The sequence below is a fragment of the Roseofilum sp. genome (assembly GCF_982964205.1).
In genome coordinates this window covers 15,286-40,261 of sequence record NZ_CEZBFX010000016.1, presented here as the reverse complement: position 1 = coordinate 40,261, position 24,976 = coordinate 15,286, and the positions used below count along the sequence as shown (strand labels likewise).

The following is a 24,976-nucleotide window of genomic DNA, read 5'->3' as shown; positions in this document are numbered from 1 at the left end:
CGTTTGTCTCAATCCAATCATATTTTCAGTTCATGAGGATCGGAAGATCATGTTAAAAAAGGCTCTGGTAACCGGATCGGCAGTGGGAATAGGACAGGCGATCGCTCTAGATCTGGCAAGTAAAGGATTTGATGTCGCATTTCACTATAATAAAAGTGCAGAAGTAGCCCAAAAAGTGAGTCAAGAAGCTGCTGTTACCTATGGCGTAAACTCGATTGCCCTACAAGCAGATGTTACCCAACCAGAACAAGCTAAGTCTCTCGTCGAAACGGCAGCGCAACAACTTGGAGGCTTATCAGTAGTTGTCAATAATGTGGGTGACTATTTGGAAAAACAAATTAGCCAGGTCTCTATAGAGGAATGGCATCAAATATTTAATTCAAACCTCCATAGCGCGTTCTATATTAATCAAACCGCAATTCCTTATCTCAAGGCAGCAGGTTGGGGACGGATCGTCAACTTTGCGTTTGCTAGTGCCCAAAATGTGATAGCAGATCGCATAAATCCCGTCTATAGAATTGCCAAAACGGGTATTATTGTCTATACTAAATCCCTGGCAGTAGAGTTGATTGAAGACAACATTACCGTCAATGTTATTTCTCCAGGAGTCGCAGAAAATTCTATTGGTTTAGAGGAAAGTATCCCACTGCTCCCAACAAAACGACCTGCAACCTTAAAAGAAGTAAGCGATGCAGTAGGTTTCTTTATCAGTCCTGAAGCTAATTACATTACTGGACAAAATTTGGAAGTTGCAGGGGGTTTGCGGTTGTAATAAATAGTCGGGAACTGATGGAGTAAAGTTACAATACAAAGCAGGCAATAAACGGAGGTTAAAAGTGTTTTCTCTCGCGGATATTTACGCCATTTATGACCAATATAAAGATGACTACAATGCTGAAGTAGAAGAGTTTACTATTGGTCATAAGCAATTTAAGTTTAATTCACAAAAAGCTATTTTAGGAGTCGTCAATCTTTCCGTTGATTCTTGGTACAAGAAGAGCATCTGTTACACGACTGAGCAAGCAATTCGTCGTGGTAAGGTTTTAACCGCTCAAGGAGCGGATATCATCGATATTGGAGCTGAAGCTACTGCCAAAAATGCCGCGAGAGCCGATGGGTTGAAACAAATCAGTCAACTTCTCCCTATTATTGAAGGATTCAGTAAAGCAGGTGTTTTAAGTTCAGTTGACACCTATTACCCAGAAGTGGCAGAGGAATGTTTGAAGGCAGGGGCAAACGTCATTAACTTTACAGGTATCGAACATAGCGAAGAAATGTATCGAATAGTGGCTGAGTTCGATGCGGCCATTATTTTGTGTTACATTCAAGGAAAACATGCTAGAGATGTAGGGGAGTTTGAATTAGATGTAACCAAAGATCCGATTGATTTACTATACGATTATTTTGGAAAAGAGATCGAAATCGCGACAAAACATGGAGTCAGGAAAATTTTTATCGATCCAGCAGTCGGTCTGGGATACACCAATTTGTACTATAAATCCCAAAATGCTTCAAATCGGATAAGGTATCAAATAAGCAGTCTTTTAAATGCGTTTAGACTAAGGAAATTAGGGTTTCCTGTTTTCAATGTAATTCCCACTGCATTGGAAATTTTTGGGGAAGAATACAGTAGTTCTCAAGTCCTCACGGGGGTTTTTGCTGCGTTAGGAAAAAGCGATCTGTTGAGAACCCATGAAGTGTCTAAAGTTAAAGCGATTTTAGATACTTTGAGTATAATTTAAAGATGGAGGTAAGTAGCAATGAAAGTAACTTCAGAGCATATAGAGACGTTGTACCACGAAACCAATGCGGTTCAACATTACTTATCTAAAAGTCGTCGTGACGGTGTAAAAGTTGAGTGGGAAGAGCCATTTTCTCGTTCAGTGTTTAAGTATGCGATCGCGCCATATAGTAAGGAAAAGGGAGAGAAACTAAGAGTTTTAGATGTTGGTGCAGGTACAGGAGATGGATATCTGTTGCTATCAACACTGTTGTCCGAGGAATCAGAACTAGGCAGCAGCTACGATCTAGATTACCTGGGAGTTGATATCAGTGCCCCAATGGTGGCAACTGCCAATGAGCTATATAGCAACCACAGTAACGTGAGGTTTGAATGTGCGGATATTCGGACTAGGGAGTTCCATCGACCTTTTGATGTGTACCTTTCTTGTGGCGTTCCCTACTCCCATCTGACTCATGATGAGCTAAACCAAGCCCTACAGAAAATTGCGGAGAATGCTTGCGAAAATCGCTCCCGGTGTGCAGTGGTTGTAGATGTATTAGGACGGTACAGCATCGAGTGGACACCCAAATGGAAAGAAAACCGGTGGGATTACTGCATGAGCTTTTTCGAGAGCCAAGGAGATGCAGAACCCACATGGATGAGTTTTTACGCCCATGAACAGTTGCAAGAGATTATGCAGCAAGCGGCTGATGCTGTAGGCTGCCCTGTTGAGAAATTCAAGTTTTTCGATCGCTCCATTATGGTAGGTCGTCATACCTCAACGGGACAATTTAACCCAGAATTACCTAAGTATCGTAACCTCATCAATAGTTTGCTCGATCCCTCGAAAGAAACTGAATTGAGCCAATTAATCTTCCAAGTTGAGTTAGGATCGGCACCCGATTATATCTTGGATTTCTTCAAGAAATTCTCTGGCTGGTGGAATAGTTTAGTTAGTGAAGCAGCAATGCTACTGGGCGAGTCTTTGCCCATAGAACCCGTTGATTTGCCCCTAGCAGTTCAAGGATTTAAAACGGTCGCCCAGAAAGAATTACACAAGATTTCGGACAAACATCTGTGCAGACAGAAAGTCGAATTTATCCTAGCTCAAGTGTTGCAGCAATTAGAGGAAACTCAACAACCGGGCTATGGTGTGGGTCATGACTTGTTTGGAGTAATGTGGTTAGACGCGACAAAGATGAATGGATATTGATTTTTTATGGAGTGTTTTGGTATTTGTATTACAGTCTATTTAGATAAATTGAAACTCTAATATGGAAAAAGCTTGGGTAATCGATTGAAGCGATTGGTGAAAAATCATAGAGATGATTTCTAAGCCTTATATTTTGAATCATGAAGAAGAAAAAGATAATTTAATTCCAGAGGAATTAGCACCTTACATCAAAAGAGGGGGGTTAGGATTATGAGCTTTTTAGTAACTAATGATGATGGGATTGATGCTCCGGGCATTCGTGCATTACACAGGGCATTATCTCAAGTAACGACCGATCGCATTATGGTTGTTGCGCCCAAACACCACCAGTCTGGTTGTGGTCATCAGGTCAATATTCGCACCGTGATTCCAGTCGAACGGCGATCGGATACTGAAGTGAGTGTGGACAGTACACCAGCCGATTGTGTCCGTCTTGGAGTCAACTATCTCTACGACGATATCCACTTTGCGATCTCTGGGATTAATGCTGGCTGCAATATGGGTTCAGACATTTATCCTTCCGGGACAATAGGGGCAGCCCGAGAAGCCACAATACATCGTCTTCCAGCGATCGCCTTGTCTCACTTCAAAAGAAGCGACAGAGAACTAGACTGGGAAAGGGCGACACAATGGACAGTGAGGGTGTTGGAAAACTTATTAGCTCAACCCCCTGAGTCGGGAACCTTATGGAGCGTCAATTTTCCCCACCTAGAACCCGATACACCCGATCCGGAACTTGTCTTTTGTTCCCTCTGTACCCGTCCCCTACTCACTGAGTTTGTCAAGCAAGGAGATGGATATCTATATGTGGGAGATGATATCAACCGCACATCCGATCCGGGAACAGATGTTGAGGTGTGTTTATCCGGCAATATTGCTATAACGAAACTTCGCTTATGGGAATAATCTTTTCATTTTTAGAAGCAACCGATCGGCAAAAAAATCTGTAGCAGTATCAAGTAAAATTAGTATGATGGCTCATACTATAAATTCATGCTCAAAGTAGCAACAGCAACTGTACTCCAGACCAATAATTCAGCCGATAAACTCATTCCAGTATTGGTGTTATGTCCATCTAAAGATGAGAAGCAATTATTTTCTAGCTCTGATTTTTTTGCCTATTGCTTTCATTGTTTAGAGTATTCATGTATACAAACTACACCACCTAAACTTAAAGGTGAAGCCGATTTAGTTGCCTTTTGCCAAGATGCAATTGCTTATGCCCAAGTTCACCAGATCGGGTTTGTTTACTATAGCTTTGATATCGCCAATTTAGTGGCGGCTGTGGTTTGTCAAAGCCTGAATCTTTTTGGCCCTTCTATAGAAGGTGTCCTCAACTGTTTTCATAAGTTTTATGCTCGTGAAATCGACTCATATTCTCCCGGCCACAGTGTTGTACAACTGGCCAATAAAACTGAGATATTAATTGACAAGGACATTGTAAATCAACTGAAGTTTCCCGTATTTGTTAAACCCGTTTGTTCGAGTTACGGAATGTTTTGTGCAAAAGTAAAGCAACCTGAACAATTAGAACAAGTATGTAAAGAACTTGCCAGCTCTTACCAACCGTGGTGGCAAATGTATCAAAACTTATTCCAAGAATTTGTTGATGGCACAAAATACCCCATAGCTGTAACATCTCAAGTGCCACTTTTAGTCGAAGAGCTGATTTCCGGTCAACCTTTAACCTGTGATGGCTTTGTCTATAAAGGAGAGGTTCATTTTTTGGGTTTAGTGGATACTGTGGAAGCACAAGATGGATCGGTAGATTGTTATGCTTTTCCTTCTCAAGTGAGTCAGGCACAACAAAGAGCTATTTATCAGCGAGTAGCTCATTTTATTCAAGATAGCGGTTTGAACAATAGCTTTTTCAGCGCTGAATTTTGGATTCAAGACCAAAGTTCTCCGATCTTGATTGAAATGAATGCTCGTATGAGCGCCACATTTGGATTTTTGTACCAGGAGAGTCTTAACTTTAATTTACCCAAAGCTGCTCTAATATTAGCCCAGGGAATTTGTCCTCAGATTCCCAAACAGACATCAATAGAAAAAATACCCACCAGTATTCGATTGTATCTATCAACTTATAAAAGTGGTCTCGCGTCAGCGTTGTTTGATTTTAGCCTCGCTCAACACACTCTCAATTGCTCCCAATTGATCGCGTTTAATTGCGAACCAACAGAGCAAATTCAAGATACCTACTATCATCCCAGTCCACTGGCAGAACTCAACCTGGTTGGTAAGAATCGAGATGCACTACAGTTTTATGGGGAGCATCTACGCAATGCACTACTGCTAGAACGACGCTCACCAAACTATAAAATAACCGTAGTGCCAGAGTGCGATCTCCAGGGCGGTGAGGGACTTTGCTATGACTCTAGACGTAATCAATTATTTTGTCTGGACTACGGTAATTTTCAGCTCGTTCAACTATGCTTAACGACCCGCAAAGTGCAACGGTTCCCATTACCGAGTGCATTTTATGGTCTGGCAGTATCTAGTAAGGGAACTGTCATATTGTCTGGAGAGTTAGGACTAGTAGAATGGAATGTCAATACCCAAGAGCTAGTACCTATTGTCCAAGAATATCAGGGCAGACAATTGGTTTGTAATGATGTGGTTCTTGACTCAACTGGATACATCTGGTTCAACACTATCCATGAAAATGAGGGAGAAATCGGGGAAAAAGGGGCACTGCTAGGATGTAATCCCCAGGGGCAAGTTCAAGAAATTTTTAGCGGACTAGGCTATGCTAATGGCATGGGAATATCACCAGACGGGCGATCGCTCTACGTTTTAGATAGCTTGGAACGCACGGTTCATGTTTTTACCTTCGACTCAGATCGAACTGAAGCTACCCTACCCGATATTCGCGAGCATTACCAATTTATTGTTGCTGATGAAAATGAAGGTGTACCTGATGGATTGGCTGTAGATAGGGCAGGTCGTCTTTGGCTCACATTTTGGTTTGGCGGTAAAATTGTCTGTATCGACCCACAATTGCAAGTAAGGAAGAGAGAGATTATTTTACCTGTAATGAATATTACGAGTCTAAGTGTTGTTGATCGTGAATTTAGTTCCAGTGCCAAATTGTTTGCTTGCTCATCTGTAGTTCCTTGGCTAGGAGGAGAGTTTCTCGCACCTTGGTATGCAAGTGACTGGCCAGTGGAACAACATGGGTATCTTTTTGAAATCGATGTTGAGTTATAGTCATATTAAAGCGAGATGGCGGAGATTGCTTTGCTTCGCCAACATAAATATTACTGCTGCACTCCATTGGCAATAACCGATCGCGAATTAAATGGCACTACCGAAACGACTCTCCTCTTCCTAGTTATGCTCAGACCGGGTTAATACTTGAGTTCTATGACTCCAGCTCAAACCCCCTTACTCCAGAACAGTCCACTTTTTCAACCAGTTGAGAAATTGCCTCCCCAGAAACGGGTTCGATCCAGTCTGGGGCAATTTCTGCTAAGGGCACTAATACAAATGCTCTTTCGGTCATCCGAGGATGGGGAATTTGCAGATCGGTCGTGTCTAGAATTAAATCGGCAAATAATAGGACATCTAAATCTAATGTTCGCGCGCCCCACCTTTCTTGACGGACTCGGCCAAATTGGTCTTCAATATTGAGCAGCGTTTTGAGTAACTCGTGGGGAGTTAGCTTCACTTCTAACAGGGCACAGCCATTAAGATAATCCGGTTGTGATGGGCCAATGGGTGCAGTTTTGTACCAACTCGAATGGGTTGTGACGGTAATTCCAGGAGTTTGGTCAATCGTTTTTAGGGCATTTTCTAGGGTAGCGCGAGAATCACCGAGGTTACTTCCTAGAGCGATCGCACTCTTTGTCGGTTTTTCAGTTTCCAAATGATTGGATATGACCATTCTTCGTTCTCTAGTAGAGAGTACCAATAGATAGTCTACCAGGTCATCAGAGGCGATCGCCTTTCTTATTGGGATTTATATTCTTCTCTTTTTAAGCAAACCCAAACCACTCAAGAACAACAGTCCCAAAACAACGGAAGGTTCCGGAACCCTAGTCGGATGGGGCGTTGGAGTCGGAGTCGGTACTGGGGTAGGATTCGCTGTTGAATTGGTAAATCCTACAAACTGCATCGGCCCTTCATACCACAAATGCTGACTACTGCTAGCAAACATGCTCATAGTCCCAGACGAACCAACACAGGAGAGTAAATCTGACGCACAATTGAGGCTAAGACGAAACAGACCCATCGAATATGTAGGATACGGACTCGACTTGTTCGCCTTCCAAGGGGAACCCATTACTGTATGAAAATGCCACTGACCATTAGATTGAGTAATCACAGCAGTAGAAGGGGTTGAATGGAGACTACCATAATAAATAGAGTTCAGTGGCAATAAACACTGCCTCGCATCACACTTAGCAGGTTTATTATTGCGGAAGTGACTAGCCAAATAGGGATCGAGAGAACCATTATGGTAATAAACTCGATGACTCTCACCTTTGAGAAAAGAATCTATCGGGTCTTTTGTTGGGTCTTGATAAAGCTCAATACCCATAGGACCGACATAACTATTTCCAAAAGTAACATGGTTTCCAAACAAGAGATCGGCGCTAGTTTGACCATCTGGAGACTGAAAGTGTAACTGAAGGGACTGGACTGGAGATGCAGTCACACACAGGCTTAAGCATCCACCTGTAAACATTAAAGCAGTGGTTTTGAGAGAATTCATCCTCTATACCCCCTGAGTTTAACAATAAAGGATACACGCGGGAAACGCCACATTCCTAAAATTCCGTACAATCAGTAAGGCGTTTTTCTCTAGCTTCTATGACCTATTGTCTTGGCATTATCACCCGTTCTGGTCTGGTGCTGGCGGCAGACTCGCGAACCAATGCTGGAGTGGATTATATTTCCACTTATCGTAAGTTATTTGATTTCTCCCTACCTGGAGAACGAGTGATTATCCTGTGTACTTCGGGGAACCTCTCTGTTACCCAAGCGGTAGTCTCTAGTTTGAAGAAAGATATTAAAGTGCAGCAGGATCTTAATTTGCATTCTCTACCAACTTTCCACGAAATTGCCCGCTATATCGGCAGTAAAACCCGGCAATTGCTCGAACAAGACCGAGCTTGGTTGGAAAAAGACGGTATTGATTACCATTGTAACTTTTTAGTGGGGGGACAAATTCAGGGGGAAGACCCAGAACTTTATCTGGTTTATACCCAAGGGAATTCGATTCAAGCGACTCCAGAAACCCCGTTTTTACAAATTGGGGAAACTAAATATGGTAAACCGATTCTCGATCGCACGTTGAACTTTGACACCCCAGTAGAAGTTGCAGCGAAAGCAGCGATCTTATCCATCGATTCTACGATGAAATCGAATATTTCCGTAGGGCCGCCCATCAATCTGGTGATGTACGAACGGGATAGTTTGGCGATCCGCCACCAGCTTGAACTTCCTCTGAGAGACCCTTATTTAGGTAGGCTTCGCAAAACCTGGGAAGTGGCTCTCAACCAGGCAGTCGAAAGCATTCCCAATATTGATTGGGAGTATTACGCCCAGGAAGACGATAGGGATTTAACCACAGATTAATCTAAAAATGCGATCGCCAAATCAAAGTCCATTTGACTGTGTACCTGAGAGCGGCGCAGGGTGCCAGAAACGGGAGCCGTATTTTGGGGAATGGCACTAGTCGCTACGGCAATATGCCCATTACTGACCGCTAGGCCGTGGGTGGGGTCATAGCCCCGCCATCCTGCTCCTGGAAGGTAGACTTCTGCCCAAGCATGGAGGTGGCGGTCTGGTGTATCGAGATCGCCTTCTTGATAGCCACTGACAAACCGTGCAGCTAACCCCATGGCGCGACAGGCTTCCATAAACAGGACAGCATAATCTCGACAAGTTCCCCCTTTTTGTTCCCAAGTTATTCCCGGAGGAAAAGGATCGCCCGTATCGCGAATATAATAATCGCACCGTTCATAAATTTGCTGATTAATCGCACTCAGAAACGGGGTAACTTGATAGCGAACGCGATCGGCAATGTCCATCGCCCAAGTATAAACCCTGGGATCGATTGGACTCGGCAGTGTTCTAGGGGCAAAATAGGGGGATAGCCGAGCCAGTAGACTAGACGGATAATCAATTGGAAATTGAACGGCCCAAGGCTCTAAGAGATAATTAAAGGGGTTGCTACAATGGGTTTCCACTTCAGAAGTGGCAGTAATCTTTAGTGCTTTGAGTTCCTGAGCGTCGAACCAAATTTTTTCCAGAACATTGCCCTCTTCATCGAGGACAGAGGATTGACCAGTAGGGAGCGGATCGATCTCTAACTGAAAGTGATGCAGGGTTTGAGCGCCATCGGAGCGCGATCGCAACCGCAGCCAATGGGGACTCAGAGCCACAAATTCACTATAAGTATAATAAGTTGAGTGGATAATTTTATAGCGCATGTGTTCCTGTTGCCATCTTTGTTAATTTAATGCACTGACTCTAAAGAGAAATAGGTTTGATAGAGCTGCTCGCCCACCAAATTTAACTGTTTTTGTAAATTATCCACAAATTCATGTAATCCCTGTTGAATAATCTCCTCAATGGTGATGTATTCCAGCTCCGATCGCACACGACCCAAGGCTCGTTCGGCCGAATCACTCCAGGTTGCTGGTGCTGTACCATTAATTCGATGGAGAGACTGCTCGGAGCGAAACAGACAAGAGCGTACTGCACGGGGGAAGTGGCGATCGAGCAACAAAAACTCTGCTACTCCCATAGGCGTAATTTGGTGACGGTGTATTTGTTTGCGATACATTTCATAAGCACTCGCAGATTTTAACAAAGCTATCCAATGAATTTCATCTAATGTTGTGCCCACATCCTGAGCCGAAGGCAATAAAATAAAATACTTCACATCTAAAATTCGCGAAGTCTTATCTGCTCGTTCTAACAACCGGCCAATCAAGCCAAAATGCCAACCCTCATTATGGGACATCGTGGCATCCATCAAGCCGGCAAACAAATGACTACAGCGCTTAACTTCCGTATAAAAATCCGATAACTCCACCATTGACCCCTCTGGAGAAGTCTCTTTAACCATGTAATAAAATTCATTGATTTGCTGCCACATCTCCGAAGAAATCACCTCTCGAATCGATCGCGCATTCTCACGAGCCATCCACAAACAAGACAAAATCGAATTGGGGTTTTTCGCATCAAACGTGAGAAAATGGCGCACATTCTCCTTCGTCGCTTCGCCATAGCGCTCCCAAAACACCTGGCGATCGCCCGTCGTAATCACCAACGGTTCCCACTGATGGACAACCCCAACCGGAGAATCCAAAATTAAGGTCAAATTAGCATCAATAAATCGAGCCGTATTTTCTGCCCGCTCTACATAACGATTGAGCCAATAGATTGAATCTGCGACGCGACTTAACATAACTTAACTTCAAACAGTAATCAAAACCTAGTTCCCGTATTATCAGAATAATCAAGGTAAAAATCTGCTCATTCTAAACGGATCTTCAATCGGCGAATAGACTAATGCCCAAATAGCGACATATTTCAGACTCCTTCACGTCTCCACCTTCCCCTATCTCCTCTTCCTCCTATCTCTCCTATCCAAATCACTTGTATAGCCAACGTAAATCACAAACTTTATGTGGGGGTTGTCACCCCACAGGTGACCCCGAGCGACCACAATAGGAACATAAGATGAGTTGAAGAGAAAAAACTATGTTATCTCCAACAGAAAAGCTATCCGATCGCATTTCCGAAATCTTTGGAGCAGTGGGTGCAACCGGTGTCGTTTCTTGTACCGATTATCATACCCTGCAACTCGCGTCTAGCTATTCTGAACTACAAGCCCATGAGCGGAAGTCAATTAACCGTTTATTGCGAGCTGTACAACGCGGTAAAATCGATTTAATCCCCACATCCCTAGCCGTTTAAAACGAACGTTTACTACAAAAAAATGCTCAAATAGCGAGTCAGTTATTATGCAATTGACTCACTATTGTAATAGAATTCTGATTTTAAAGATTAGAGTGCGGCCAAATAATCACCGGACACATACCCACCCGTGGTAAGTTTTGCCCAGCCGGTATGGTCAAAGGATTCCACAAAAACCCGTTGTCCATTGGCGAGTCCACCAATAACAGGAAAGGATGTACCCATTCCTGAACGGACATTTAAGCCACCTGTAGCAACCACCCGATGAGTCCCACCACCTACGCCAGTATTAGCTTCCAGAGACGCAAAAGTTTGAGCGCCAGCCATTCCATCTACAGCTAGGCCCATATCGTACTGATAACTGACAACTGCATCATAAGTAATACTACCATAGTAACCAGTCGATCCCACTGCATAGGAGAAATAACCCGCACGTTTTAGCAAGTCTTGCAGATAAACAACATCATTACCTCTAGATCCGTAACTCAGGTAGGCCATCGCGTTTTCTGCGACACTGATAATCGAGAGCGCTACACTTAGAGCTAAAACTCCTACGGCACTTTTGGCCAGAGATACATTAATTCCTTCAAAAGACCGTAATTGGGGAGTTGGGTTAGTATCTTCGTAGGCCAGTGAAGCATGGGTAAATGCAAGTGATTCAATCATAGTTTTTTTGCCATGAAAAACTCGTTACTGGAAGGATAAAGGATAACCCTGAGTTTGAGCAACTCATTTTTATCAATAATTCACGAAACTTAATGTATCGTTATTTTCATGACATCATCCCTAGCCTAGCCCCCTAATCTCGTAAGACCCAAGTATCTTTACTGCCACCACCTTGAGAAGAATTGACCACTAGAGACCCCCGCTTGAGGGCCACTCTAGTTAAACCTCCAGGCATTACGGAAATATCTTTACCATAGAGAATATAGGGGCGCAAATCTACATGGCAGCCTTCGATACTCCCCTCTAATAGGGTAGGAACCCTAGATAAACACAGGGTGGGTTGGGCAATATATTTACGGGGATTGGCCTTAATCCGTTGAGCAAACTCTTCCCGTTGGGCTGAAGTTGAATTCGGACCGATCAACATGCCATAGCCGCCTGACTCATCGGCGGCTTTAACCACTAATTGTGGTAAATGGTTTAGCACATAGTCTTGTTGCTTTGGCTCCCAACACAGATAGGTGGGGACATTAGCTAAAATTGGCTCTTCGTCCAAATAATAGCGAATCATTTGGGGAACATAGGCATAAATTACCTTATCATCTGCAACTCCGGTTCCCAGGGCGTTGGCTAAAGCAACTCGTCCAGACTGATAAACTTCCATCAAACCGGGAACGCCTAACAAGGAATCGGGATTAAAGACCGTCGGATCGATAAAGCTATCATCAATGCGACGATAGACCACATCCACCCGTTGCAGTCCCTTCGTAGTTCGCATTTGTAAGTAGCCATCAACAACGACTAGATCTCGGCCTTCGACTAACTCAACTCCCATTTGCTGGGCTAAAAATGAATGTTCAAAATAGGCTGAGTTATATATTCCTGGAGTTAAGAGGACTACGGTGGGGTTGGGAAGATGGCTAGGAGCTAGATGGAGTAAGGTATCGAGCAAACGGCTAGGATATCGATCGACCGGTTCAATATCCATTAAGCTAAAGATTTGAGGAAAGGTACTTTTCATCACTCGGCGATTTTCCAAGACATAGGAAACGCCAGAGGGACAACGCAAATTGTCTTCTAAAACGTACCATTGACCTTCTTTGTCGCGCACCAAGTCGGTTCCAGTAATATGACACCAAACATCTTGGGGAGGTTTGAGACCCATACAGGGTTTGAGAAAACCGGTGGCTGAGTGAATTAATTCTTCGGGAATGACCTTATCTTTAACGATCTTTTGCTGGTCATAAATATCAGCAATAAATAAATTGAGGGCTTGAATTCGTTGTTTGAGTCCTTGCTCTAGGGTTTTCCACTCCTGAGATAAGACGATACGGGGAATGAGATCGAAGGGCAAAATCCGTTCAGTTCCTTCTTCTGCACCATAGACATTAAAGGTGACTCCCAGCTTAAACAGTCCAATTTGGGCCGCTTGTTGGCGTTGATGAAGGTGTTCGCGAGAAAGATGATTGAAATGGTCTATAAGGGGTTGACATTCGGGGCGGGGATTGCCATCGGCCCCGAAGAGTTCATCGTAGAAGTCCCCTGAATCGTAGGAATCAAAGTTCACACTAATAGGTAAGATGCAAGTGGGTTGAACACTTTATGATATAGAGATGGACTAGACTGGATTACTGTAACTAAGACTACGATTTTACAAAACTTTGGGTAAAGACACAGTTGCACGGTAGTCGGGGAGAATGTCAAAATTTGAGGGCCATGCTCTTTGGAGTGTTGGATTTGAGAATGTGCAGTGGTGAGAGAGGATGTGAATTTTGTTGAAGGCCAATAAAGGAGGAATGGGAGTAGAAGCGATCGCGCGAGCGATAAGTCGCATTATCGCCAAATTTCTGGGAAACCGTCAATGGTTGCTACAAGCGAACTTACTTAAAAGTTTAGTTCACCGGGATTTAGCGGCTCGTTATCAGGGTTCAGTACTGGGGAATTTGTGGCCGTTGCTCAATCAACTCTCGCAGTTACTGATTTACACCTATGTGTTTTCAATTGTGCTGAAGGTGAAGCTCAATCTCCAGGGAATGGCAGCCAATAATCTCACGTTTGGGCTATGGTTATTTGCCGGACTGCTGCCCTGGACTGCATTTATGACCGGTTTGCTTCAGTCCTCAAATGCGGTGATTGGTCAACCGAATTTAGTGAAAAAGGTTGTTTTTCCCCTAGGGCTATTGCCTCTGGTTCCCGTTCTGAGCGCCTTCATTGAAAGTTCTATGGGGTTAATTGCCCTGATTGTATTGAGCGGGTTGATCACGCAGACGCTACATCCGACGCTGTTATTGTTGCCTTTAGCGTGGTTACCCCAATTGTTGCTTACGGCAGGTTTGGGCTATTTAGTCTCGGCATTAACCGTGTTTTTGCGCGATATTCCCCAAAGTTTAGCGGTGATTACCAATTTGTGGTTTTACATGACTCCCATTGTCTATCCGGTTACCATTATTCCCGAACCTTGGCGACAGTGGGTGTTTTGGCTCAATCCTTTGGCAGCGATTTCGGAAACCTACCGAGATTTGATTTTAGTGGGCCACATGCAACATTGGGGAGAATGGATGAGTGCTTTGGGCATTTCTCTGGTACTGTTGTCAGGGGGTTTGTGGGTCTATCGACGACTGCGCCCCGCGTTTGCCGATGTGATCTAGGGAAGGGATACCCATTTATTCCTGGGAGAGTGTCGGGTTGGTTGACGATCTCACTGAACTAAAGGTATTGTAATTTTCATGAGTGAAATGGCGATTTCACTAAAAGGTGTTTCTAAATCGTTTAAGCGATATGCCCATCCGGGCGATCGCCTCAAAGAGCTGTTGCTACCTGGAAAAACCAGGGGGCAAGAATTCTGGGCGCTGCATGATATTGATTTAGAAATTCCTCAAGGGCAAACCCTAGGCATTGTGGGGCGCAATGGTTCGGGAAAAAGTACCTTGCTACAAATTATTGCCGCTACCCTTACACCAAGCACAGGTGAGGTAGAGGTGAAAGGTCGGCTATCGGCTCTGTTGGAATTGGGCAGCGGATTTAATCCGGAATTTACAGGGCGGCAGAATGTCTTTTTTAATGGTCAGTTATTGGGGTTAACGAAGGACGAAATTAAAACTAAATTTGACTCGATTGTCGCCTTTGCGGATATCGGTGAATTTATTGAACAACCAGTAAAAACATACTCTAGTGGAATGTTCGTGCGCTTGGCATTTGCGGTGGCAACCAGTGTCGAACCCGATATTTTAGTCGTTGATGAAGCTCTATCCGTGGGAGATGAAGCGTTTCAGCGCAAATGTTTTGCTCGGATTCAGGATATTCGCGATCGCGGCGGGACAGTGTTATTTGTATCTCATGCTGCTTCTTCGGTGGTCGAATTGTGCGATCGGGCTATCCTCATGGATAAAGGCGAAATTATCCTCAGCAATAAACCGAAATTCGTCGTCTCCAAATATCAAGAACTGATTTATGCACCCTCAGACAAAAGCCATATCTTACGTGAAGAACTGAAAAAATCCCATCAACAGCAAAGCCTTCCCACACCAGAAAAATCAGAAACCAATGGGCAATCTTCTTCCTCTAAAGACTCCCCTCATTCCCCATCCATACCCACATTAGGAGACTACTACGATCCCAATCTTAACCCCGAACATACCCTTTCCTACACCACCAGAGGGGCAGAAATTATTGACCCTCACATTGAAACCCTATCCGGTAGACTAGTTAATCATCTGATTCGCAGACAACCCTACATCTATACATTCAAAGTTCGCTTTTCTAAAATGGCTCAAAATGTACGCTTTGGCATGTTAATTAAAACCATTAGCGGGCTAGAATTAGGTGGAGCCTCTGTCAGCCCTTCTTTTCATAAAATTTCTCACTTTGAACCTCATCAAGTGATTACCGTTCAGTTTTCCTTTGAATGCTTTCTTCATCCCGGAGTTTATTTCCTCAATGCCGGAGTTTCCGGAATGGTAGATGAAGAGTTTATTTATCTCGCCCGTTGTATTGATGCGGCAATGTTTCGGGTTAATCCAGATGAAGCCGTTTGTGGCAATGGCACAGTCGATTTCAAGATTGACCCCAAGTTAACTTTTGAAAGCCAATGGACAGAACCTCCAGCTCATACACTGGAAGTTCTAGAGGATAATAGCTAGTTTTTAAAATCCCTACAACTCTAAGATCCCCCAACCCTCTGAAAAAGGCGGGCACTCGCGAAAATTGCCCTTTTTAAAGGGGATTTCGGGGGATTGGCAGTGCCAAATATAGTTCAACCTCATCAACCCTAGAACTATGAACAGAATAGTCCATCGTTCATCCCGATTCGATTTCATGAGATCCGTAGGAATTTCCACGATCTTACTGTACAATCTTCCCGATTATTGCTTCAAATCCTATCGCTTCCACCTTTTCGGCACAACAGTTGATTTATCGCAGTTACACCATCTCAGTCTTCAATGTAGCTTAGGGCTATTAGTCTTTCTTGCTGGAAGTTTAATTAACCGACATCAATTAACCTTTCCGAATATCCAGACAGCCGGGAAATTTTTATTCAAAAAGCTGGCTAAACTCTTCCCGCTCTATTACCTCTCCCTTGCCCTATTTTGTTATCTCTATAGCATGTTGGATTGGGGACAAATCTTGATTCACGTTTTGGGGTTACAATTAATCTTTGCTTCTGACGGGTATCCGCCTTTACCGACGTTATGGTATGTGGGATTAATTTCAGTCTACTATAGCCTCTTCTCACTGCTCAATATTGAGAAAATTCCAACTCTCTACAAAGCGGCAATTCTGGGGGGAGTTCTCTTAACTCTCTTCCTCAGTGCCACTTATTTGAACATTACCGATATGCGCCTGATTTGCTATAGCTTACCCTTTATAGGGGGAATTTTAGCAGCCAAAAAGAATTGGTTTGAGGGTCGCATTTGGCGAAAAGTATTATCCTTGAACAGAGGAGTATTTTTAGCGTTCTTGCCCCTGTGCTGGTTGTGGGAAAAGAAATATAGCCTAGGAATTGAACACAACACTATTTTACTGAATTTGTTGATGTTCTCCTTTGTGCTATTGATCTATCGCCTTTCTGATGTCGTTTGTCAAAATTCGCGACTTAACCGATTATTCCACACCATAGCCTATTGCGCCTATGGCATGTTCTTATTTCACCGTCCGATTTGGTTTGCCCTAGAGCAGATGATGCGATCGCTCTTACTCATTGATAATATCTATACTATCACTGCGGGCTTAGTCTTCCTCGGCATTCCCTTGATTGTGGGAGTATCGTACGTGCTGCTAACGCTCTATGATCGTTATGGTATCACTGCTTGGTATCATCCTAAAACATTAATTAGATCGCCTAAATTTTATCGGCAATGAATATAAGATGCAATTGTCGGTTGTAGGGTAAATTGGTCGACTTCATCATGGGTGTGCTTCTCAAGCATTCCCCGTTTGATTAAAGAGTGTATTGCCTGTAAGAATTCAGCATGAGACAAGGCTAACTCTTTGGGTTTGTGAAAAATATCGGTCGTGTCTTCACTGGCTAACCACTGGACTACTGTCATTTCCGAGGGAGATAAGCGTTGATAATAGTCTTGCAAGATCGGTTCTAGGTCGCCCAGGAAGGGGTTAGGATAGGATAGGAACTTATCAACGCTACCGTTAAAGAAGTCCTGGATAGTAGAAGCAATAATATTGAGCCAAGACGGATTACCTCCGTAACGTTGAATCAGTTCTTCCCATAGCTCCTCATCCATGAGTTGGTGCTGGCTCAAGATTTCCCGTGCTGCTCCTCCTAAACTTTCCAGTTGTAAGCTGAGACAATGGTTGTTTTCCCGTTCTAAGGTGGCGATTTCTGTCGGTTTTTCCCAACTGAGAAGGAGGAAGCAACTGCGGTGATGGAAGCGCCCTATTTCTCTTAAGAGTTTACCATAACGTTCACATCCAGGTAAATAAGTCCCAGCCAACTCACCCGGAGTAAAGAGTTCTTGGAAGTCATCGAGGATAATCAGGGAACGAGAAGAGCGTAAATAATGGATGAGCTTTGTAGGTTTATCGGTTTGATATTTGCCGATACAGTCTATAATCTCAGCTTCCAGAGATTCCCGTTCTAGGCTATTCGTGCAGTTGCGCCAGATGACGGCTTCAAATTGAGTTTTAACCTCTTCTAGCAATGCTCTCGCGAGAGTCGTTTTACCGATGCGAGGTAATCCAAAAATTGTAACTATCTTGATTTTTTCATCCAATACCCACTGTTTCAGTGTGCTTAGTTCGGTGCTGCGGTTGTTCAGAGGATAGTATTCTGGCGCTTCTGTGAGATCGTGGCGCTGTTGTGGTTGATTGATAGAGTAAGAAGGTGAGCGTTGTTTGGTTGGCTCTCTAGGGTACAAATTCTTTGCACAAATGTTAACATGACTTTGATTAAAATTTGGCTGTTGAACAAGGTTGTTAATATTAGAATGGGAAATATAATACCTCTCCAATGTTGCGCGAAAATTCTTCTTATTAACTTTTTCTCCCAACTCTTCTGCAATCAACTTCCATAAATTCCCTGCCACTATTTTCACATTCCCTTCGCCACAGTGATATTCATCCGCAATCTCTTTATATTTCTGATGATTCCAAACCCCAGCTAACACAGCTCGTTGCAGACTACTTAACCTTGTGCCTGTTTTAGCCAACATCAACTCATCGGCCCATGTCAGGATTGGTTCCACATCCATTAGTTATACCGATATCACTCCGTCGCTATCCTATCACTTTTTTAACCTTTTACAACTTTTTTTAATTTTAATTAACTTTTTGCGTTACAAAATGTTAAATCCTTGCTTAAACTATAGACCAAATTTATCTTTTTGTCAGTAGGCCAATCAAAACCAGTATTCTATACTGTAAAGAATAATTCTATTTCTCAAGGAAGTCTACAATTGGAACTCCTTGTCTTCAAGAACAGCAGGAGCTAAATGAGCCATGAGTGAAAGGCTTGCCATTAATACATCGATGACCTATGAAGCCAAGTTGGTCGGTAAAAAAGGCGATGATGATTTTCCCTGTAACGGAAAAATATCGAAAATCGAATTAAACAAAACTGTCAGTGCAATTTCCATAACTAAAGTCGATCCTGGTGTGGGTCGTGGAGACGCTAAATATACTCAGAAAAACTCATCTAAGGTTGGAGTTCACTACTGGCTCGATGCAGGCACAAAATTGACTTATAACTTGAAAGTGTGGGTCAGGTATTAGTGACGAAACATTGACTGAGCAAGGGAAATCGCGATTTCCCTTGCCAAAAGTAATTTGATAACAATCAATAGGAGACTGATATGAGGATAGAAGAATTTGAAAAAGGAGAAAAGAGAGGATTTACGTTTCTCCTAGTTGGTACTACCGAACGGGGTAAATCTAGCACAGTTAACGCTTTAATGGGCAAACAAGTCTGTAAGGGAAGATCATTTTCACGACGTACTTGAACTGTAGAAATCTTTGAGACAAAAATTGCTGGAATTCCTGTTCGCGTAATTGATCCTCCAGGATTGTGCGATCGGACATACGGACAGCACGATCCTAAATATATCGATCGGATCAAATCTAAAATTAATTTACAGGAAGTGGATTGTCTGTGGTTTCTTACTCGTTTGGGTGCAACGAAAGTGTATGAGAACGATCAACGAGCTATTCGGCTCATTAATGAATCGTTTGGAGAAAGTATTTGGGAGAGATCTGTGATTATATTTACAGATACAGATCATGTAAACCGTTCAAAGTTTCCTGCACAACTGATACAAAAAACTCAGTCAATTCGGGCAGAAATTGCTCGTTACACTGGAAAAGAAATGGCCGACCTTATTCCATCAGTACCTATTAGTAATAAGAGCAAAACAACTCCTGATGGTAAATTATGGTTAGGAGAATTTCATGAAACCGTGTTTCAGCGGCTCAAAGATGTGGGGAAAGAGGAAGAATCAGTAGATCCGGATGTTGAGAAGATATTAGCAGAATTTGAAAAAGGAGAAAAGAGGGGATTTACGTTTCTCCTAGTTGGCAGAACAGGGGTAGGTAAGTCTAGCACAGTTAACACTTTGATGGGCAAACAAGTCTGTCGAGTAGGAGATGATGAACCAGTTACTTGCACTGTAGAATTTTTTGATGCAAAAGTTGCTGGAATTCCTTTTCAGGTAATTGATACTCCAGGATTGTGTGATGAAATAGAGGGGAAAAATGATGCAGAATATATTAGTAGAATTAAGTCCAAAGTTGATTTACGGGAAGTGGACTGTCTGTGGTTTGTTACTCCTCTCTATGAAACGAGAGTACGCTCTGATGAGCAACGAGCTATTCGTGTCATTAATGAATCATTTGGGCCAGAAATTTGGGCAGCAGCAGTTATTGTATTTACATTTGCGGGTTTTGTAGAGCCTGAAAAATTTTCTGGAAAACTGAGGACAAGAACTAAGTTAATTCAAGCAGAAATTGCCCGGTACACTGGCAAAGAAGTGGCGGAACGGGTTCCATCAGTGGCTGTTGATAATAAAAGCATTAATACTCCTGACAGAAAACCATGGTTAGGGGAACTTTACACAACAGTGTTTCAGCGGGTCAATGCGGATGCGATACTACCTTACTTCATGTCTACCATAGACAGAGTTAAAACCAGCGGAGACGGGTCTGGGTCTGGTACGGGAACTCAATATAGTCAATCAGCTAATGTGAATAATGACTCTGGTGGAAGTTCTGCGACCAATCAAGACATTATTCTGAATGAAGAACAGGAAATAACCATTAGAAACCGGATGGTTGAATGGCTAGAAAAAACAGTGAAGATAGTAGGGGACATTGCTGAAGTAGTACCTAAAGTAATAAAGGCCTGCAAGAAAGCTGGGCCTTATGTAGCTCGTGGTGCTAAGGCAGCAGCTAGTTTTGTTAGTAGAGTTGCAAACTCTCCTGTGGTGCAAAAAGGAGTTCAAGTTTTCAAAACAATTGGTTCTTGGATAGGGATAGGGAGATAGATAGACTTGGGTTAAAGAGTCCAGGAAATGTTTTTTGCTATAATAACTAGCAACGCTATAGATCGTGATAGTGACCATGACTGAATTACTGAAAGAGGCATTCCCGAAGGTATCGCGCAGCGAATCGCCCAACTGAAGCAGTTACCCGAAGATCTACAAATTATGGTAGAAATAATTCAGGAAGACTGCGATCGGATAGACCAAGAAAATGTCTGAGCTAATGACCTTTGAAGAAATGAAACAGCATTATCAAGGGGAATGGTTACTGATTGCCTATAAAGACCTTGATGATCAGATGCAGGTTATAGAAGGAGAAGTGCTGGCTCATTCTCCCAACCCGTCGCACATCTATGAAATGTTAGCTTCTATTCCTGAGCAACCCCTAGCGATCGAATATGTAGGGCAAATTCCTGAAGATGTGGCCTTTATTTTATGAGTTCTCGTAGAATCTATCGCCTAAATCGACAGGGGAATTTACTTTGGTTGAGAGCATCAGTAGGACGAGCTAGGGAAAGTCCCATTGTTTTAAGATTATTGCTCGATACAGGCTCAAGTTATACTGTGTTGCCCTGCCAAATCCTAGAATGTTTAGGGTGTGACTTGAAACACCCCCTTCAAACCACTACGATTGTGACTGCTTCAGCTACCGTAAAATTGCCGATTGTCTCTGTTCCTTGGTTTAATTGTTTAGGAGTCCGTAAAGAGAATTTTTCTGTAGTAGCGATGGATTTACCTCTGAGTTCTTTTGCCAATGGACTATTAGGAATTGATTTTCTCAGGGAAGAAAAGGCAATTATTGATGTTTTTAAAGGTGAAATTTCCTTGAGTTAAGTTGGCTTTGCTACAACAAAGATTTTATGAAGAAGGAAACGAATAACATTAATAATGAAATGGATGATGAACTGCGACCTGAGTATGATTTTTCCCAGTTAACAGGGGGAATTAAAGGAAAATATGTGGAACGTTATCGAGCAGGCAATAATCTAGTTTTGCTTGATCCTGATGTGGCAAAAGCATTTCCAAGTGAAGAATCTGTGAATGAAGCCTTACGATTATTGATGGAAATCGCACAACGCCAGAGCCGCTAATCATTTATGAGAAAATGGCCTCTCATGGGAAAATGGGGGGGCATTCCCGAAGGTATAGCGGAGCGATCGCTATAAACCCAGTCAGTTTCGTTAGAATAACGGGCAAAGCCATCGATTGGGAGCGTGAATATGACTCAATTACTCGAAGAGGCGATCGCCCAACTGAAGCAATTACCCGAAGATCAGCAGGATGCGTTCCCGAAGGTATCGCGGAGCGAATCGCCGCTCGTCTGCTGGCTGAGATCCAAGACGAACTGAACTGGACAGCAAGATTTGAAGCCACTACAGACGAGCAGTGGGAAGCGATCGCCCAGAGCGTCAGGAAAGAAATCGCAGCAGGTGAAACAACACCTCTTGATGAAGTTTTTCCTCCTCAGTCGCCATGAAATCAATTGTCACAAAAGCCTTTCGTCAAAAACTTGATGAACTTCCTGCTTCAGTTCAAGAACAAGCAGCTAAAGCTTATGACCTTTGGCGATTAGATCCTTACCATAATAGTCTTCATTTCAAACAAGTTCGCCAGAATCCATCCATTTATTCAGCTCGTGTAACTTTAAACTACCGAGGTTATTAGAAGACGATCGCATTTACTGGTGTTGGATTGGTATACATACAGAATATGATCGGTTACTTCGTCGGTTGTAGTCAGACCCAGTTACAATAACTGCCAAGAAGATCTACAAATGATGGCAAAAGCGGTTCAGGAAGACTGCGATCGGATAGATCAAAGAATTGTCTGAAATAATGGACCCTCATGCAGTGTCAGAAAATCCAAAGATTAACGAGGAGATCGCCAGAATTTTATTACAGATCGGGAAGATGTCCAACTCCTCATTCCCATGACCAGCGCATCGCGCTATACAATATACGGTTAACGTCCATAGAGTAGAGGGGAGTGTCAATGACTGTGAGTAGGATTGAAAATCAACAGCTTGAGGAAGGAGCAGGCGATCGCATCCTAGCATCGTTTGTACAAGCAATGGTTCCCTCCTTCAACTCCTTCAATACCAGCATCTCCGACAACGACGAGATGTTCCTCATGGCTCTAGAGAACAGCAACGGTGACCCGACTCAAGCCGCTATCCGCTATCATGGTAATGGACTCCGCATCTTCCAAGCCATCCAACAAATTATCACCCATCACTTTGGCAGTTGGGACAACCTCTCCACGTTCCTCGACTTTGCCGGAGGATATGGACGCTTTACCCGCTTCCTGACTCAAGTTCTCCCTCCCGAACACATTTGGATTTCGGACATCTATCCAGAAGCCGTACAATTTCAAATCGAACAATTTCAAGTTCAGGGGATTCATTCCACCCTCACCCCTACTGAGTACAAAATAGACCAAAGCTTTGACTGTATTCTCGCCAGTTCCTTTTTTAGTCATATCCCTGAAAGCACCTTTGTGCCTTGGCTAAAAACCCTCTACCATAATTTGAATGAAGGGGGACTCCTGATTTTTAGCACCCATGATGTTACGCTAGCCCCAAATCCCTTCGCCCTCTCCGCCTCCGGGATTCATTTTATTCCCCAAAGCGAAAGTCGTACCCTAGATCCTTCCGTGTATGGTACAACCTATGTCAGTGAAGAATTTATCCAACATTCCCTCAATCAAATTTTAGGGCCAAGTGCCACCTATCATCGTATCCCCAAGGGACTCGCTGACCATCAAGATCTATACATTATTAGTAAAAATAGTAGCCCGGACTGGTCAACATTTACCTTTACTTATCCTCCCCAAGGGAATCTAGAGAGTACAGAATTAAACTCGTCTGGAGATTGGGAATTTAAGGGTAAAGTCTGGAGTTTAAACGCACAAACGGCGGCCAAATCGATTGAATTGTGGGTGAATGATAAAATTATCCATCGCTGTGTCCCTCGTGTTGAAGGATCTTGGGTGTGTCATCTGAATCATAGTCAAGTGCAGCGCGACGATGTAGTGATGATTAAAGCGATAGGGGAAACGGGGAATTTAGAACGGATGCTCGTGTGCCAAACTTTGGAAAAACTCGCCAGTTTAGAATCGGGACATTCATCCGGTAAAGGATTGGCTGAAGGCATTTTTATTCTGGGGGGAATGCATCGCTCTGGGACTTCTCTGAGTGCATCCTTGCTCAATAGTGTGGGCGTTCATTTGGGCGATCGCCTCGTCGCCACTACAATAGGTAACGATCGCGGTCATTTTGAAGATTTAGACTTCGTAGAATTCCACCAAAATGTTCTCCGCTCCCAAGGCTTAGAAATCGACGGACTCACCCTAGAATCAGAACTTATCCTCGCTCCTCGCTATCAGCAAAGCGCCAAACTTCTACTCAAAGAGAAAACCCAACGCCCTCTGTGGGGATGGAAAGACCCCCGTACCACCCTATTTCTCAAGTTTTGGGCTGAGTTAGTCCCCTCAGCTTATTTTATATTGGTCTATCGCTCTCCCTGGGAAGTAGTCGATTCCCTCTATCGCCGCAGTTCCGATGAAGTGGTCGCGGCTTATCCCGAAAAGGCAGTAGAATTATGGATGCATTACAATCGGCAGATGCTCGAATTTGTCCGAGCCTATCCAGAACGGTGCTTCCTAGCGAATCTAGATGCTATTGTCCGCGATCCGCAAGGGTGGATACAAGGACTAGAGGACAAATGGCAACTCTCTTTAGGCGCTGTGGAACCCTCGGTGATTGAACCGGGATTACTCCAACGGGATGTTTCTCAAACCCGTAAACCGGCACTCATTCAGGCATTTTTCCCAGAAGCGATTACGCTCTATCAAGAATTGGAAACCTTAGCGGGTTCTTGGGGAAGCGCAGACTCGATTATGCCTGCGGAACTGGATGTGGAGGCAGAATTGGAAAAAATTCAAGCCTTGAGTCCCCAAGATTGGGCGTTTAGCAGTTGGCAGGAAGTGGGCAATGCAACAAAATATCAGAAACTGCTGAATCTTAAACAGAACGAATGCGATCGACACGCTCAAGAGTTACAACGGATGCGATCGCAGTATGAAGAATCAGAATACCAAAAATCTCTGGTTCAGAAAAACATACAGGCTAATAAAGCACTCTTAGCTCAGACTCAGTCCGAATGCGAACATTACAAACAGATGGCGAATCAATTGCGATCGCAACTCGAACAAGCCAATTATGACCTGGAACAAACCCAAAAAGAACTGAATCAATCCCACGCGGAAGCCGTCAACATTAACCAACAATTGGTGAACACCAGTGCCCAATTGCAAAATACCCATACTCTCTCGGCTGACATTCAAGCTCAACTGAATGCCCAATTGCAAGATCTCAATAGTCAACTGCATCACCGTAACCTGGAATTAGCAGCGATTAAAGCCAATAAAGCTTGGCGCTTGCGCATGAAATGGGTA

Annotated in this window: 25 protein-coding genes; 18 read left to right on the top strand and 7 right to left on the bottom strand. The window is 43.4% G+C overall.

Features of this window, described 5'->3' with window-relative positions; all coding sequences use genetic code 11:
• Positions 1–49: 49 nt before the first annotated feature.
• From tmpR to AC3A14_RS06855, 5 genes are all read left to right on the top strand, one after another.
• Positions 50–772, top strand: coding sequence for a bifunctional dihydropteridine reductase/dihydrofolate reductase TmpR (gene tmpR, locus AC3A14_RS06875; protein ID WP_318731609.1), 723 nt, complete (start codon positions 50–52; stop codon positions 770–772).
• A gap of 64 nt (positions 773–836) precedes the next feature.
• Positions 837–1,742 (top strand): dihydropteroate synthase, encoded by a 906-nt coding sequence (locus tag AC3A14_RS06870; protein ID WP_318731610.1) that lies wholly within the window; start codon positions 837–839, stop codon positions 1,740–1,742.
• A gap of 18 nt (positions 1,743–1,760) precedes the next feature.
• Positions 1,761–2,936 (top strand): class I SAM-dependent methyltransferase, encoded by a 1,176-nt coding sequence (locus AC3A14_RS06865; protein WP_318731611.1) that lies wholly within the window; start codon positions 1,761–1,763, stop codon positions 2,934–2,936.
• Between the two features lie 210 nt (positions 2,937–3,146).
• On the top strand, positions 3,147–3,842 hold the full coding sequence (gene surE, locus AC3A14_RS06860; RefSeq protein WP_318731612.1) for a 5'/3'-nucleotidase SurE: 696 nt from the start codon (positions 3,147–3,149) through the stop codon (positions 3,840–3,842).
• 87 nt (positions 3,843–3,929) lie between these two features.
• Positions 3,930–6,146 carry an SMP-30/gluconolactonase/LRE family protein gene (locus AC3A14_RS06855; protein WP_318731613.1) on the top strand — a complete coding sequence of 739 codons (2,217 nt, stop codon included), beginning with the start codon at positions 3,930–3,932 and terminating at the stop codon, positions 6,144–6,146.
• Positions 6,147–6,300: 154 nt separating this feature from the next.
• On the opposite strand, the gene folK is transcribed toward AC3A14_RS06855, so the two are convergent.
• Both folK and AC3A14_RS06845 read right to left on the bottom strand, forming a co-directional pair.
• Complete coding sequence (gene folK / locus AC3A14_RS06850; protein ID WP_318698451.1) at positions 6,301–6,822, bottom strand: 2-amino-4-hydroxy-6-hydroxymethyldihydropteridine diphosphokinase; 522 nt, start codon at positions 6,820–6,822, stop codon at positions 6,301–6,303.
• Positions 6,823–6,897: 75 nt separating this feature from the next.
• The gene (locus AC3A14_RS06845; protein ID WP_318731614.1) at positions 6,898–7,653 is read right to left on the bottom strand and encodes a PEP-CTERM sorting domain-containing protein; all 756 of its coding nucleotides are present in this window, start codon (positions 7,651–7,653) and stop codon (positions 6,898–6,900) included.
• Positions 7,654–7,751: 98 nt separating this feature from the next.
• On the opposite strand from AC3A14_RS06845, the gene AC3A14_RS06840 reads away from it, so the two are divergent.
• The gene (locus AC3A14_RS06840; RefSeq protein WP_318731615.1) at positions 7,752–8,519 is read left to right on the top strand and encodes a proteasome-type protease; all 768 of its coding nucleotides are present in this window, start codon (positions 7,752–7,754) and stop codon (positions 8,517–8,519) included.
• Here the strand turns inward: AC3A14_RS06840 and AC3A14_RS06835 are convergent.
• Both AC3A14_RS06835 and AC3A14_RS06830 read right to left on the bottom strand, forming a co-directional pair.
• Entirely contained in the window at positions 8,516–9,376 is an 861-nt protein-coding gene (locus tag AC3A14_RS06835) for a transglutaminase family protein (protein ID WP_318731616.1), read from the bottom strand. The genes AC3A14_RS06840 and AC3A14_RS06835 overlap by 4 nt on opposite strands.
• 26 nt (positions 9,377–9,402) lie before the next feature.
• Entirely contained in the window at positions 9,403–10,359 is a 957-nt protein-coding gene (locus AC3A14_RS06830) for an alpha-E domain-containing protein (RefSeq protein ID WP_318731617.1), read from the bottom strand.
• A 296-nt stretch (positions 10,360–10,655) separates the two neighbouring features.
• On the opposite strand from AC3A14_RS06830, the gene AC3A14_RS06825 reads away from it, so the two are divergent.
• Positions 10,656–10,871, top strand: a complete 216-nt coding sequence (locus AC3A14_RS06825; protein ID WP_318731618.1) for a hypothetical protein — start codon at positions 10,656–10,658, stop codon at positions 10,869–10,871.
• A 90-nt stretch (positions 10,872–10,961) separates the two neighbouring features.
• Here the strand turns inward: AC3A14_RS06825 and AC3A14_RS06820 are convergent, their stop codons facing one another.
• Together AC3A14_RS06820 and AC3A14_RS06815 are read right to left on the bottom strand one after the other, a co-directional pair.
• Entirely contained in the window at positions 10,962–11,537 is a 576-nt protein-coding gene (locus AC3A14_RS06820; RefSeq protein ID WP_318698457.1) for a peptidoglycan-binding protein, read from the bottom strand.
• 133 nt (positions 11,538–11,670) lie between these two features.
• Positions 11,671–13,104: a circularly permuted type 2 ATP-grasp protein gene (locus AC3A14_RS06815; protein ID WP_318731619.1), complete on the bottom strand. Its 1,434-nt coding sequence runs from the start codon at positions 13,102–13,104 to the stop codon at positions 11,671–11,673.
• Between the two features lie 205 nt (positions 13,105–13,309).
• On the opposite strand from AC3A14_RS06815, the gene AC3A14_RS06810 reads away from it, so the two are divergent.
• From AC3A14_RS06810 to AC3A14_RS06800, 3 genes are all read left to right on the top strand, one after another.
• Positions 13,310–14,185, top strand: coding sequence for an ABC transporter permease (locus AC3A14_RS06810; protein WP_271942609.1), 876 nt, complete (start codon positions 13,310–13,312; stop codon positions 14,183–14,185).
• Between the two features lie 78 nt (positions 14,186–14,263).
• Entirely contained in the window at positions 14,264–15,676 is a 1,413-nt protein-coding gene (locus tag AC3A14_RS06805) for an ABC transporter ATP-binding protein (RefSeq protein WP_413039206.1), read from the top strand.
• A gap of 136 nt (positions 15,677–15,812) precedes the next feature.
• Entirely contained in the window at positions 15,813–16,895 is a 1,083-nt protein-coding gene (locus AC3A14_RS06800; RefSeq protein WP_318731621.1) for an acyltransferase family protein, read from the top strand.
• Here the strand turns inward: AC3A14_RS06800 and AC3A14_RS06795 are convergent.
• Positions 16,883–18,241 (bottom strand): helix-turn-helix domain-containing protein, encoded by a 1,359-nt coding sequence (locus AC3A14_RS06795; RefSeq protein WP_318731622.1) that lies wholly within the window; start codon positions 18,239–18,241, stop codon positions 16,883–16,885. The two genes, AC3A14_RS06800 and AC3A14_RS06795, sit on opposite strands and share 13 nt — an antisense overlap.
• Positions 18,242–18,488: 247 nt before the next feature.
• On the opposite strand from AC3A14_RS06795, the gene AC3A14_RS06790 reads away from it, so the two are divergent.
• The 8 genes from AC3A14_RS06790 to AC3A14_RS06755 form a co-directional block, all read left to right on the top strand.
• Positions 18,489–18,761: a hypothetical protein gene (locus AC3A14_RS06790; protein WP_318731623.1), complete on the top strand. Its 273-nt coding sequence runs from the start codon at positions 18,489–18,491 to the stop codon at positions 18,759–18,761.
• A gap of 236 nt (positions 18,762–18,997) precedes the next feature.
• The gene (locus AC3A14_RS06785; RefSeq protein ID WP_487778947.1) at positions 18,998–20,524 is read left to right on the top strand and encodes a GTPase; all 1,527 of its coding nucleotides are present in this window, start codon (positions 18,998–19,000) and stop codon (positions 20,522–20,524) included.
• A gap of 208 nt (positions 20,525–20,732) precedes the next feature.
• A complete protein-coding gene (locus tag AC3A14_RS06780) occupies positions 20,733–20,960 on the top strand; it encodes a hypothetical protein (protein ID WP_318698470.1) in 228 nt (75 codons plus the stop codon).
• Positions 20,957–21,355, top strand: a complete 399-nt coding sequence (locus tag AC3A14_RS06775) for a retropepsin-like aspartic protease (protein WP_318698471.1) — start codon at positions 20,957–20,959, stop codon at positions 21,353–21,355. The genes AC3A14_RS06780 and AC3A14_RS06775 overlap by 4 nt, the downstream gene beginning before the upstream one ends.
• A gap of 26 nt (positions 21,356–21,381) precedes the next feature.
• A complete protein-coding gene (locus AC3A14_RS06770; RefSeq protein ID WP_318698472.1) occupies positions 21,382–21,612 on the top strand; it encodes a hypothetical protein in 231 nt (76 codons plus the stop codon).
• A gap of 32 nt (positions 21,613–21,644) precedes the next feature.
• Positions 21,645–21,998, top strand: a complete 354-nt coding sequence (locus AC3A14_RS06765) for a hypothetical protein (RefSeq protein WP_318698473.1) — start codon at positions 21,645–21,647, stop codon at positions 21,996–21,998.
• Positions 21,995–22,186 carry a hypothetical protein gene (locus AC3A14_RS06760; RefSeq protein WP_318698474.1) on the top strand — a complete coding sequence of 64 codons (192 nt, stop codon included), beginning with the start codon at positions 21,995–21,997 and terminating at the stop codon, positions 22,184–22,186. Before AC3A14_RS06765 ends, AC3A14_RS06760 begins: the two co-directional genes overlap by 4 nt.
• Positions 22,187–22,513: 327 nt before the next feature.
• Positions 22,514–24,976, top strand: a 2,463-nt coding sequence (locus tag AC3A14_RS06755; RefSeq protein ID WP_487778944.1) for a methyltransferase, incomplete at its 3' end; no start/stop codon positions are given.